Source organism: Streptomyces coeruleorubidus, assembly GCF_008705135.1.
GTDB classification, from domain to species: domain Bacteria; phylum Actinomycetota; class Actinomycetes; order Streptomycetales; family Streptomycetaceae; genus Streptomyces; species Streptomyces coeruleofuscus.
Window position 1 is genome coordinate 5,114,047 of record NZ_CP023694.1, and the last position, 12,428, is coordinate 5,126,474.

The following is a 12,428-nucleotide window of genomic DNA, read 5'->3' on the forward strand; positions in this document are numbered from 1 at the left end:
CCACGTGCGATTGTGACCCCGGGCACTTTCTCGCGTGGCCGGTGCCGAGATGGGCATGAGCAGCTCTGAGCGAGTACCCCGGAAGTCTCACCATGCGATATCGCGGAAGGGATTTTCGGACGCTCGTTAGACTGAGCCGACCGCGGTACGAATGCGTATGAGCGGATAGAGACGGATTGAGCGAGGAGCGCACGTGGGCCTTGTCGTGCAGAAGTACGGAGGCTCCTCCGTAGCCGATGCCGAGGGCATCAAGCGCGTCGCCAAGCGGATCGTGGAAGCGAAGCAGAACGGCAACCAGGTGGTTGCCGTCGTTTCCGCGATGGGCGACACGACGGACGAGCTGATCGATCTCGCCGAGCAGGTTTCCCCGATGCCTGCCGGGCGCGAGCTCGACATGCTGCTGACCGCCGGAGAGCGGATCTCCATGGCACTGCTGGCCATGGCGATCAAAAAGCTGGGCCACGAGGCCCAGTCGTTCACCGGCAGCCAGGCAGGTGTCATCACCGACTCGGTCCACAACAAAGCCCGGATCATCGACGTCACGCCGGGCCGGATCAAGACCTCGGTGGACGAGGGCAACATCGCGATCGTGGCGGGCTTCCAGGGTGTCAGCCAGGACACCAAGGACATCACCACCCTCGGCCGCGGCGGCTCCGACACCACCGCGGTGGCCCTCGCCGCCGCCCTCGACGCCGATGTGTGCGAGATCTACACCGACGTCGACGGCGTGTTCACCGCCGACCCGCGCGTGGTGAAGAAGGCCCGGAAGATCGACTGGATCTCCCTCGAGGACATGCTCGAGCTGGCGGCATCCGGGTCGAAGGTGCTGCTCCACCGCTGTGTGGAGTACGCCCGCCGGTACGACATCCCGATCCACGTCCGGTCCAGCTTCAGCGGACTTCAGGGCACGTGGGTGAGCAGTGAGCCGATTACGCAAGGGGACAAGCAGGTGGAGCAGGCCATCATCTCCGGTGTCGCGCACGACACCTCCGAGGCCAAGGTCACGGTCGTCGGCGTGCCGGACAAGCCGGGCGAGGCGGCCGCGATCTTCCGGACGATCTCGGACGCCGAGATCAACATCGACATGATCGTGCAGAACGTGTCCGCCGCCTCCACGGGTCTGACGGACATCTCCTTCACGCTCCCCAAGGCCGAGGGCCGCAAGGCCATCGACGCCCTGGAGAAGAACAAGGGCGGCATCGGCTTCGACTCCCTGCGCTACGACGACCAGATCGGCAAGATCTCCCTGGTCGGCGCCGGGATGAAGACGAACCCGGGCGTCACGGCCGACTTCTTCAAGGCGCTGTCCGACGCCGGTGTGAACATCGAGCTGATCTCGACCTCCGAGATCCGCATCTCGGTCGTCACGCGCGCCGACGACGTGCCCGAGGCCGTCCGCGCCGTGCACACCGCGTTCGGGCTCGACTCCGACAGCGACGAGGCCGTCGTCTACGGAGGCACCGGCCGCTGATGACCGGTCTCCGACGGGCCGACCGGCCCGGCCGCTCCGAGCGGCCGACGCTCGCCGTCGTGGGAGCGACCGGCGCCGTCGGCACGGTCATGCTCCAGATCCTGTCCCAGCGGGCGGACATTTGGGGCGAGATCCGACTGGTCGCCTCCCCCCGCTCGGCCGGCCGCAAGCTGGCCGTGCGCGGCGAGGAGACCGAGGTCGTGGCGCTCACCGAGGAGGCCTTCGACGGGGTCGACGTCGCCATGTTCGACGTCCCCGACGAGGTCGCCGAGCGGTGGGCGCCCCTGGCCGCCGCCAAGGGCGCGGTGGTGGTCGACAACTCCGGCACGTTCCGGATGGACCCGGACGTGCCGCTCGTCGTGCCCGAGGTCAACCCGCACGCCGTACGGATGCGCCCGCGCGGCATCATCGCCAACCCCAGCTGCACGACGCTCTCCATGATCGTGGCCCTGGGCGCGCTGCACGCCGAGTTCGGGCTGCGCGAGCTGGTGGTCTCCTCGTACCAGGCGGTCAGCGGCGCCGGCCGCGCGGGCGTGGCGACGCTGCGGCAGCAGCTCTCCCTGGTCGCCGGCACGGAGCTGGGGACCAGCCCCGGTGACGTACGGCGGGCCGTGGGCGACAGCACCGGGCCGTTTCCGGAGCCGGTCGCGCTGAACGTCGTGCCGTGGGCCGGGTCGCCGCGCGAGGACGGCTGGTCGTCGGAGGAGCTGAAGGTCCGCGACGAGTCCCGCAAGATCCTCGGACTGCCAGGCCTGCCCGTGGCCGTCACCTGCGTCCGCGTTCCGGTGATCACCACGCATTCGCTGACCGTGCACGCCCGCTTCGAGGGCGAGGTCACCGTCGACAAGGCCCGGGAGATCCTCGCCACGGCGCCCGGGGTCGTGCTGTTCGACAACCCGGCCGCGGGGGAGTTCCCGACGCCCGCCGACGTGGTCGGCACCGACCCGACGTGGGTCGGACGGGTGCGGCGGGCGCTGGACGACCCGACGGCGCTCGAACTGTTCGTCTGTGGGGACAACCTGCGCAAGGGCTCCGCGCTCAACACCGCCCAGATCGCCGAACTGGTGGCCGCCGAGCTTTCGTGACGCGCCGGGCCGGTGGCCCCCGCCGGCTCTCGTGAGGTTGCACGGAGTTTCGAGAAGTTTCGCCACGCGGAAATCCCCCGGCCGGTGTCATAGGCGGTTTGTAGGATCTGTGTACGACATGTGAGCCGGTCGATGGTCCGGACCACTTGTCCCGAACCCCATCGGCATCCGAGGATTTACCTCCCCGCCCTCCGCAACCGCGCGGAGGGCGGGGAGCGTCTTTGCGGTCGCCCTTCCGGGCCGCGGGACACATACAGGCGTGGGGACGCCTGGACCGGGCGTGGGGACGCCCGTTCATATCTGGACATAGGGGAAGAGCGGGACGCATGAGGGCATTTGATGCACCATCGGTTGTGCTGCCTGACGCGGGTAGACCTTCGACAGCGAAGGTCGGCGTGAAAGTGATGCCCGGCGCGTACAACCCTGACAGGGGTGAGCGTGTCCAACAGGCGTGGCAGAGGTACTCGACTTCAGCGCGGCACGCGGCACGGTCATTCGACCGCCCCGTCCGGCGGCTCTACGACCCCGCATGTCCGGTACGCCCGGCGGCATGCCGGTGATCGCGCCCGTGCCCGCAGCGCGGCCGGCCCGCATCCCGAACCAGCGTGAAGGCGCCGAGGACGGTGTCGCGGCCGGGACCACCGTCGACCACCTCACCGAGACCTACCGGGCGCACTACCGCTCGCTGCTCGGTCTCGCCGCCCTCCTCCTCGACGACACCGCCTCCTGCGAGGACGTCGTCCAGGAGGCCTTCATCCGCGTCCACTCGGCCCGCAAGCGGGTCCGCGACCCCGAGAAGACCCTGGCGTACCTGCGTCAGACGGTCGTCAACCTGTCGCGCTCGGCGCTGCGCCGCCGCATCCTCGGCCTGAAGCTGCTGTCGAAACCCATGCCCGACATGGCGAGCGCCGAGGAAGGCGCCTACGACCAGCTGGAGCGCGACTCCCTCATCAAGGCGATGAAGGGCCTCCAGCGCCGCCAGCGCGAGGTGCTGGTGCTGCGCTACTTCGCGGACATGACCGAGGCCCAGGTCGCCGAGACCCTCGGCATATCCCTGGGCTCGGTCAAGGCGTACGGCTCGCGCGGCATCGCGGCGCTCCGGCTGGCCATGGAGGCGCCGGCATGAGCGACGGCGCGCGCCGCGACGGGCGCGACCGGCACGAGCCCTTCGAATGGCACGAGCCGACAAAGCTGCACGGGCAAGATCCGAAGCAATCGCACGCTGGGAACGGAACTGTGAACCACGGCCTGGACGAACAGAGCCCCAAGGGGCTCGAATCGGACGAGCTGGACCTGCGCAGGATGCTGCACGAAGTGGTGCAGGAGGTGGAACCGCGCGACGGCACGCTGGACTATCTGCGGAAGGCGGTGCCCCAGCGGCGGACCCGCAAGCGGCAGGCCGTCGTCGGCATGGCAGCCGCCGCGCTGTTCATCGGCACGGCCGTCCCCGCCCTCGTGCACGTCTCCAACTCCACCGGCTCCGAGGCCAACCCGTCCGCGATCGGCCACGCTTCCGAGGCACAGGGCGGCGTGAGCCAGGGCAAGGGCCCGGACGGCGGCGAGAGCACCGCGGGCAGCTCCCCCGGCAAGACCGAGGGCAAGGACAAGGGCGACAAGAAGCAGAAGGACAAGGAAGGCAAGAGCCCCGGCGCCTCGGCCGGAGCGTCCCAGGGGGCCGGCCCGTCCTCCACCGCCGCCGCCGGCATCCAGGCCTGTACCGCCGCCCAGCTCGGCCCCGCCGCCGGAAGCAGCGCCGCACCCGACTCCACCGGCGCGGTCTACGGTTCCTTCCGCGTCACCAACGTCTCGGCGGCGAGCTGTACGGTCACCGGCCCCGGCTCCGTGAGCGCGCTGGCGCAGGGCGCGGCCGACGTCAGCAAGGTCGGGCAGGCCCGGCACACGGCCGGGGACGCGGCGGCCGGCCTGCCCGACCCGTCCCTGGAGGCCGCCCAGCTCGTGCTGGCGCCGGGCGCCGCCTACGACGTGAAGTTCGCCTGGGTCCCCAGTGAGACCTGCCCCGTCCCCGGCGGTGACCCCGACCCCGACCCGGACCCCACTCCCGACCCCACTCCGACGGAGGACGGCGCGGCCGCGGGCGGCACCTCCACCGGCGGCGACACGGGCACGGGCACGGCCCCGCAACTGGCCAGGGAGGACGGCACTGTCGACGGCAGCGTGGCGGTGACGTACACACCGGCGACCGGCTCGGGCGCGGGCTCGGTGACGGTGTCCAACGCGTGCGCGGGGACGGTCTACTGGACGGGCGTACTGGCGGCGTCCTAGCCGCGCAGCTGCCTCAGCTGCGGGCAATCGTGCCTCCCCCAGTGCCTCAAGGGCCTGGGAGGTACCCCCAGGGCGGCGCCGTCCCAAAGAAGCGGCACCCCGCTACGCCGGGCTGCGGACCCACCCGCCCTCAGCAGCGACGCCGCTCACTTTGCGCCGACGTCCGCAGCGACAGGCTCCTCCTCCGGTACCAACCCCAGCTCCGCATCCCGCGCGAACTCGATCTCGCGCCGCAGCAACCGGAACCACATGAAGATCACAAACCCCACGAAGGCGAACCACTCAGCGGTGTAACCGAGGTTCTGGAACGCCTTCAGATCCAGCCCGGTGTCCGGCGGCGCACTCGCCGGCACCGCCTTCATCCCCGAGTCACCCTTCGCCAACGTGACCCACGCGTCGTACACGTCGTACGGCACCAGGTTCACCAGAGACGCCGCACTGATCGCCGCGGTCTGCCCGGCCGGCAGGCCGCCCTGCGCGCTGACGCCGTTGTCACCCGGTGTCTCGGACGCCTGGAGCGCCCCCGTGACCGTGACCTCACCGGCGGGCGGCGCGGGCGCCTTCGCCGCGTCTGCGGCACCGGGCAGCCAGCCGCGGACCACCGGCAGCGCCTCGCCCGAGTCGGTGTGCAGCAGCGTCAGGACGTAGAAGCCCTGATTGCCGTCGAGCTCCCGGCCGGGCACCAGCAGCTGCTTGCCGTAGCGGCCGGTCGCGGTGACCTGCTTCCCGGACGTCGCCTTGGTCACCGGCAGCATCTCCCCGAGCGGCCGAGGCGCCTCGTGCCGGGCCTCGGAGACCTGCTCGGTCGCCGTGCGGTGGTCCTGCACACGGTCCTCGAACCGGCCGAGCTGCCAGGACCCCATGAAGATGCAGAAGGGGATGGACAACAGCACGAAGACGTTGATCCCCCACCATCGGGGCGTCAGCAGAAACCGGTACACACCCTTACGGTACGGGTCTGCCGGGCGGGTCCGGGCCGCGGGGTCGGTACCACTCAATACCGCTCCGTCAGGTGCTCCCGGCCAGCCGGGGGCTCATACGGCTCGGGCCAGAAGTCGGTGACGGTGGATATCCGGCCCTCTCCGTCCCCGGTGAAGAAGGAGATGCCGTACATCTCCTCCAGCCCCACCGCGAAGTGGATCCAGGTGACGACCTGGCCCGGCTCGGCGACGACGCGCTCGACACGCAGATGCCAGTCGCCCGGATACTCGCGGTTGAACCGGACGTACCGCTCCCGCCCGCTGATGCGCTCGCGGGTCTGGGGCAACGTGTAGACGACGTCCTCGGCCAGGGTGCCGGCGAACGCGGCCCAGTCCCTCGCCTCGGCCGCGGTCCAGAACCTCTCGACGGTCTCGCGCAGATCGGTCATGCCGAGCAGTGTGCACACCGCCACTGACAATCGGCTCTGACCTGCGCGAACGCCACTCCAGGCCGTGGCCCGGTCAGTCCTTGCGGGCCCGGATCGAGTACATCTCGCCGACTCGGCGAGCCTCGTGCCGGCCGGTCGGCGTGGGGGAGTACGTGGTCATCCCTGACCTGCTGGGAAGGGGAACCGGTGGAGGTTATCCACAGGCTGAGGACCTCGTCGGCGAATTGTCGGCGAGGGCGTGCAGTATGGGGCCATGACTGAGAGCAACCGATCCGACGCGCGGGAACAGCGGGACCAGCACCAGCAAGAGGGACAGGCGGGACAGCAGGAGCGGATGCCGGACTGGGAGAAGCGCTTCCGGGCGCCCCGGGTGTCCCTGCCCGACTGGGCGGAGGAGGCGCCGGACCGCTCCCTGTTCGTGTCGAACGCGACGGGGACGTACGAGCTGTACGCGTGGGACCGCAAGACGGGCGAGCAGCGCCAGGTGACGGACCGGCCGAACGGCACGACGGACGGCGTGCTGTCACCGGACGGCGCCTGGATCTGGTGGTTCGACGACAAGGACGGCGACGAGTTCGGCGTCTGGCGCCGCCAGCCCTTCACGGGCGGCCCGGACGAACTCGCCGCAGAGGGCCTGGACGCCTCCTACCCGGCGGGCCTCGCCCTCGGCCGCGACGGGCGCACGGCGGTCGTCGGCCGCTCGACCGACGAGGACGGTACGACGATCCACCTCGTCCGCACGGGCGAGCAGCCGGTGGAGATCTACCGCCACCGCGAGTCGGCCGGGGTCGGAGACCTCTCCCGCGACGGCTCGCTCATCGCCATCGAGCACACCGAGCACGGCGACGCCATGCACTCCGCCCTGCGCGTCCTGCGCACCGACGGCACGCCGGTCGCCGACCTCGACGACACCGAGGGCGGTACGCGCGAGCTCGGCCTGGAGGTCCTCGGCTTCGCCCCGGTCGACGGCGACACCCGCCTCCTCATCGGCCACCAGCGCCGGGGCCGCTGGGAGCCCCTGGTCTGGGACGTCGCCTCCGGCGAGGAGACGGACCTGGCGCTGGAACTGCCGGGCGACGTGAGTGCCGAGTGGTACCCGGACGGCAGCGGCCTGCTCATCGCGCACAGCTTCGAGGCCCGCAGCGAGCTGTTCCGCTACGACCTGGCGAGCCGCGCCCTGACCGAGATCCCGACACCGCCCGGCACGGTGTCCGGCGCCACGGCCCGGCCCGACGGCAGCGTGGAGTACATGTGGTCCTCGGCCGCCGAACCGTCGGCGGTCCGCTCCACGGCCGGCGGTGTCGTGCTCGACCCGCCCGGCATGAAGTCACCCGGCTCGGTGCCGGTGGAGGACGTGTGGGTGGAAGGCCCCGGCGGCCGTATCCACGCACTCGTCCAGAAGCCGCAGGGCACCACCGGCCCGCTCCCCACGGTCTTCGACATCCACGGCGGCCCGACCTGGCACGACAGCGACTCCTTCGCGGCGGGCCCGGCGGCCTGGGTCGACCACGGCTACGCGGTGGTCCGGGTCAACTACCGCGGCTCGACGGGCTACGGCCGTGCCTGGACGGACGCCCTGAAGCACCGCGTGGGCCTCATCGAACTGGAGGACATCGCCGCGGTCCGCGAGTGGGCCGTCACCTCCGGCCTCGCGGACCCCGAGCGTCTCGTCCTGACCGGTGGTTCCTGGGGCGGCTACCTCACCCTCCTCGGCCTCGGCGTCCAGCCCGACGCGTGGGCCCTGGGCATCGCGGCGGTCCCCGTCGCCGACTACGTCACGGCGTACCACGACGAGATGGAAGCGCTGAAGGCGATGGACCGCACGCTCCTCGGCGGCACCCCCGAAGAGGTCCCCGACCGCTTCGAGGCCTCTTCCCCCCTCACCTACGTCGACCAGGTCAAGGCCCCGGTCTACATCTCCGCCGGCGTGAACGACCCCCGCTGCCCCATCCGCCAGATCGAGAACTACGTCAAGCGCCTGGAGGCGAGAGGCGCGGTCCACGAGGTGTACCGCTACGACGCCGGGCACGGGTCACTGGTGGTGGACGAGCGGATCAAGCAGGTGCGGCTGGAGCTGGAGTTCGCGGAGAGGCACCTGAAGAACTAGCGGCGCAGCCCGCTAGCCTGCGGGCAGTCGTGCCTCCCCCAGTGCCTTAAGGGCCTGGGAGGTACCCCCAGGGCGGCACGGGTGGGCGCGGGCGGCACCCCGCTGCGCCGGGTTGCGCCACGCCCCGGCCTCAGCTCCGACGCCGAGCACCTCGTGACGCCGGGTGGCGCGACCCCTCGCGCCTCAGCCGCAACGCCGAGTACCACGTAACGCCGAGCAGTGAACCCCACCGCTCGGCGACTACGCCCCCGCCCGCTCCCGCCGCCTCCGCCCCAGCAACTCCGCCAACCCCCGCCGCGTAGCCGCCAGCACCACCCGATCACCGGCCCCCAGCACATACGTAGGAGGCAGATCCCACACCAGCCCCGAAGCCGGCGCGCCTTCCTCCACCGGACCCTCCCCCTCACCCCGCCGCCCCCCAGGAGGTGCCGTATTGAGCGCCAGCACCCGCCACGCCCCCGCCCGGAACGCCTGCCCCACCGTCCGCCCCTCCAACTGCGGATGCCCGGCCACCTCCACCTCCGCGAACAGCAGAACCCGCCGTTCCACCGGAATCGCCCCCAGGATCTGCCGCCCCATCATCGCCCCAGCGAACGCGGGCGCGGCCAGATGCGACACACTCCGGCTCCGGGTGAGGGCGAACGGATGCGCGGCCCGGAGCGTCCGGTACACCGCGGTCGCGAAGTCGTCGTCGTACAGCCGCAACACCACCCGCAGATCGGGCCGCACGGACCGCGCGTACAACGCGGCCTCCAGATTCGTCGTGTCCGCACTGGTCAACGCCAGCAACGCATGCGCCCGATGGATCTTCGCGGCCTCCAGCACGCCCTCCTGCGTGACGTCCCCGAGCACCACCGGCACCCGCAGCCGCCGCGCCGTGGCCATCCCCCTGGCTTCCGGGTCGGACTCGACGCACACCACGGGAATGTGCAGCTCCCGCAGCCGCGTCAGCACCCGCGTCCCGATCTTGCCGAGCCCGAGCAGCACCACATGCCCGCCCAGCCCCCGCGGCGGCTTCCGCAGCGCGGACGCGCTGCGGAACGTGCCCAGCGCCTCCAGCACCGCGGCCAGCAGCACCGGCAGCAGCAGCAACCCCACCAGCCCGGACAGCAGTTGCAGCACCTGTCGCCCGGTCGACTCGTGGAACGCGGGATCGTTGATGCCGAACAGGTCGAGCAGCGTGACGTACGTGGCGTACAGCGGATGCTCCCCGGCCACGAACATCAACGCGACGGCGAGCGCGAGCACACACCCCACAAGACCGGCCAGCGACCACCGCAGCCGGCGTGAGAACAGCGAGGCGAACGGCGGCACACCGCCCCGCCCGGAGGGCAGGGACGGGCCGGAGTACGACACCTGCTCCAGGACGACGGTCCCGCGCCCGGTCGCCGACGCCACCGCGGCCTCGTCCGGCAGCAGCTGCGGCCCCTGCTCCCCGCTGCCCTCGGAACCGTCCGCGCCGGCCGGGTCGTTGCTCGTCGCGGACAGCAGCGCCAGCGTGCACAGGCCGGGGTCGGCCACCTCGCCGGGCCGCGGCGGCTGCCGCTCCACGGCACGCAGGACGAGCCCCTCGGTCTGGACGACCTTGCTGGTCCCGACGAGGGCGGTGGCGGCCAGCGCGGGCGCGGCCGTGTCGGCGTCGGACAGCACGGTCGTCGACGCGTCCAGCCCTGCCGTCCCGGGCCCCGTGCCCGAGGCCACCGCCGCGGTCTGGTCCAGCAGTTCCTCGATGTGCTGGCCCAACCGCCGGTTGTACAAACGGAGTACGAGCCTGAGGCGGGGGTTGAGCCGGCGGGCGGTGAGCGCGGCGCGGATGTTGGTCTCGTCGTCGTCGTACACGAGCGCCAGGGCCGCCGCCCGGTCGGCGCCCACCTCGGTGAGCACGGCCTCGGTGACCTCGGCGGCCTCCACCACCTGCTCGTTGGAGGCCGGTTCGGCGCCGCCCGCGCCCGTCCGGTTGACGGCCGCGCTGAACCGGTCGAGCAGGGCCGCCGAGGCGGCCCGGGCGCGTCCGACCACCGGCTGCCGCACCCGGCGCACCGAGGGCGGCACCACGAGCGTGACCTGCTCGCCGTACACACCACGGAGTTCGGCGGCCAGCCGGTGCGCGAGCCCGTCGTCCCCGCACACGATCATGTGCGTGGCCGGATCACCTGGCAGACCTTGGTTCGGAACGCTCCCCACAAGGGAGAAGACTGCCTCACCGGGACGGCTGGTTCCAGAAGGGAACCACGGTGACTGAACACCCGAGGTGGCCCGGCCGTACAGAAGGGGAGGCAATGCCCGTGCGCACGACCGGAGGTACCGGGCCCGTGGCCACCACGAAACCCGCCCCGCAGGAGACCGACGAGACGGTCGGGAACGAGACCGCCCCACCGGTCGCCGACAAGGGCCCGGGCCCGGACGACGCCCGCCACCTCAACTCCCCTCTCCTGCTCACCCTCCTGCTGCTCACGGCCGTGATGCTCCAGGACCCGATCCGCGGGGCCCTGTCCGCACCGGTGATGCAGAGCTGGATGACGGTGTTCGTCGCGGTCATGGTCCAGGCGCTGCCGTTCCTGGTGCTCGGGGTGCTGCTGTCGGCGGCGATCGCGGTGTTCGTGCCGCCGTCCTTCTTCGCCAGGGCCCTGCCGAAGCGCCCGGCCCTGGCCGTCCCGGTCGCGGGCGCGGCGGGCGTGGTGCTGCCGGGCTGCGAGTGCGCGTCGGTGCCGGTGGCCGGAGCGCTGGTCCGCCGAGGGGTCACACCGGCGGCGGCGCTGGCGTTCCTCCTCTCGGCGCCCGCCATCAACCCGATCGTGCTGACGGCGACGGCCGTCGCGTTCCCCGGCAACCCGGAGATGGTCCTGGCCCGCTTCGTCGCGAGCCTGCTGGTGGCGTGCGCGATGGGCTGGCTCTGGCACCGCCTCGGCCGCACGGACTGGCTGCGCCCGCCCGACAGACCCTCGTACGAGGGCCGGGGCAGGGGCGCGGCCTTCTGGGGCTCGGTGCGCCACGACGTGATGCACGCCGGCGGTTTCCTGGTGATCGGTGCGATGGCAGCGGCGACGCTGAAGGCGGTGGTGCCGGAGGAGTGGCTGCGCGTGGCGGCCGGGCATCCGGTGCTCTCGGTGCTGGCCCTCGCGGTGCTCGCCGTCCTGCTGTCCATCTGCTCGGAGGCGGACGCGTTCGTCGCGGCGTCCCTGACCCAGTTCTCGCTGACGGCCCGTCTGACGTTCCTGGTCGTGGGGCCGATGATCGACCTGAAGCTCTTCGCGATGCAGGCGGGCACCTTCGGACGTGCCTTCGCCCTGCGCTTCGCCCCCGCGACGTTCGCCCTGGCCGTCGTCGTATCGGCCCTGACCGGAACGGTCCTGCTGTGAACCGCCTGGCCCAGACGGCCCTCCTCTTCCTGCTCGGCGCGACGCTCCTGCACGCCGGCCTGACCGACCTCTACCTGCGCTACGTCAAGGCGGGCCTGCGCCCGCTGGTCCTGCTGGCGGGCGTGGTGCTGATCGCGACGGCGGCGGCGACGCTCTGGTACGAACGCCGCCAATCAGCCACACGACAGCACCACCACCACGAGCCCCGTATCTCCTGGCTCCTCGCCCTCCCCGTCCTCGCCCTGATCCTGGTCGCCCCGCCGGCCCTGGGCTCCTACAGCGCGGCGCACACGGGCACGGCCCTGACGAAGCCCTTCGGTTTCCCGGACCTCCCCGCCGGCGAGCCCCTCCGCCTCGGCGTGGCCGACTACGCCGGGCGCGCGGTCTACGACGACGGCCGCTCCCTCCGCGACCGCGAGCTGAAGATCACCGGCTTCGTCACCCTGGACCGGACGGGCGCCCCCTACCTGGTCCGCATGGGCCTCAACTGCTGTGCGGCGGACGCCCAGCCGGTCAAGATCGCCCTGACCGGCAACGTCCCCCCGGTCCTGAGCCCGGACACCTGGCTGGAGATCACCGGCCGGTACACACCCCGCCGGACCAAGGACCCGGTCAACGACGGCCCGATCCCGTACCTCGACGTCACCAGAGCCAGGCCGGTACCGGCACCGGCCGACCCGTACGACGAGACGTGGAACAACTGAGCCGCGCGTACTCCGTTTACTCCGCGTACTTCGCGTACTCCCGTACTAGA

10 protein-coding genes are annotated in these 12,428 nt (G+C 71.7%); 7 read left to right on the top strand and 3 right to left on the bottom strand.

Going from position 1 to position 12,428, the window contains the following annotated elements; translation table 11 throughout:
- The first annotated feature begins 193 nt into the window (after positions 1-193).
- The 4 genes from CP976_RS23705 (at position 194) to CP976_RS23720 (ending at position 4,839) form a co-directional block, all read left to right on the top strand.
- On the top strand, positions 194-1,471 hold the full coding sequence (locus CP976_RS23705; protein ID WP_150482190.1) for an aspartate kinase: 1,278 nt from the start codon (positions 194-196) through the stop codon (positions 1,469-1,471).
- Positions 1,471-2,556, top strand: a complete 1,086-nt coding sequence (locus CP976_RS23710; RefSeq protein ID WP_150482191.1) for an aspartate-semialdehyde dehydrogenase — start codon at positions 1,471-1,473, stop codon at positions 2,554-2,556. Before CP976_RS23705 ends, CP976_RS23710 begins: the two co-directional genes overlap by 1 nt.
- A gap of 550 nt (positions 2,557-3,106) precedes the next feature.
- Entirely contained in the window at positions 3,107-3,682 is a 576-nt protein-coding gene (locus CP976_RS23715) for a SigE family RNA polymerase sigma factor (protein ID WP_150485473.1), read from the top strand.
- Between the two features lie 110 nt (positions 3,683-3,792).
- Complete coding sequence (locus CP976_RS23720) at positions 3,793-4,839, top strand: hypothetical protein (RefSeq protein ID WP_150482192.1); 1,047 nt, start codon at positions 3,793-3,795, stop codon at positions 4,837-4,839.
- 146 nt (positions 4,840-4,985) lie between these two features.
- On the opposite strand, the gene CP976_RS23725 is transcribed toward CP976_RS23720, so the two are convergent.
- Together CP976_RS23725 and CP976_RS23730 are read right to left on the bottom strand one after the other, a co-directional pair.
- Positions 4,986-5,780: an SURF1 family protein gene (locus tag CP976_RS23725; RefSeq protein WP_190146854.1), complete on the bottom strand. Its 795-nt coding sequence runs from the start codon at positions 5,778-5,780 to the stop codon at positions 4,986-4,988.
- A 53-nt stretch (positions 5,781-5,833) separates the two neighbouring features.
- Positions 5,834-6,208 (bottom strand): nuclear transport factor 2 family protein, encoded by a 375-nt coding sequence (locus CP976_RS23730; protein ID WP_150482194.1) that lies wholly within the window; start codon positions 6,206-6,208, stop codon positions 5,834-5,836.
- A 253-nt stretch (positions 6,209-6,461) separates the two neighbouring features.
- Here CP976_RS23730 and CP976_RS23735 point away from each other — a divergent pair, with 253 nt between their 5' ends.
- A complete protein-coding gene (locus CP976_RS23735) occupies positions 6,462-8,315 on the top strand; it encodes a S9 family peptidase (RefSeq protein WP_150482195.1) in 1,854 nt (617 codons plus the stop codon).
- 240 nt (positions 8,316-8,555) lie between these two features.
- Here CP976_RS23735 and CP976_RS23740 read toward each other — a convergent pair whose 3' ends face one another.
- Positions 8,556-10,451: a potassium channel family protein gene (locus tag CP976_RS23740; RefSeq protein WP_150482196.1), complete on the bottom strand. Its 1,896-nt coding sequence runs from the start codon at positions 10,449-10,451 to the stop codon at positions 8,556-8,558.
- A gap of 176 nt (positions 10,452-10,627) precedes the next feature.
- Between CP976_RS23740 and CP976_RS23745 the strand changes: the two genes are divergently transcribed.
- Entirely contained in the window at positions 10,628-11,674 is a 1,047-nt protein-coding gene (locus CP976_RS23745) for a permease (RefSeq protein WP_229875382.1), read from the top strand.
- A complete protein-coding gene (locus tag CP976_RS23750) occupies positions 11,671-12,378 on the top strand; it encodes a TIGR03943 family putative permease subunit (protein ID WP_150482198.1) in 708 nt (235 codons plus the stop codon). The genes CP976_RS23745 and CP976_RS23750 overlap by 4 nt, the downstream gene beginning before the upstream one ends.
- Positions 12,379-12,428 lie beyond the last annotated feature (50 nt).

Bases quoted from the DNA above. Each gene is read 5' to 3' on its own strand.
- CP976_RS23710 (WP_150482191.1), top strand. From the start codon at position 1,471: ATGACCGGTCTCCGACGGGCCGACCGGCCCGGCCGCTCCGAGCGGCCG.
- CP976_RS23715 (WP_150485473.1), top strand. From the start codon at position 3,107: ATGCCGGTGATCGCGCCCGTGCCCGCAGCGCGGCCGGCCCGCATCCCG.
- CP976_RS23730 (WP_150482194.1), bottom strand. From the start codon at position 6,208: ATGACCGATCTGCGCGAGACCGTCGAGAGGTTCTGGACCGCGGCCGAG.
- CP976_RS23735 (WP_150482195.1), top strand. From the start codon at position 6,462: ATGACTGAGAGCAACCGATCCGACGCGCGGGAACAGCGGGACCAGCAC.
- CP976_RS23740 (WP_150482196.1), bottom strand. From the start codon at position 10,451: ATGATCGTGTGCGGGGACGACGGGCTCGCGCACCGGCTGGCCGCCGAA.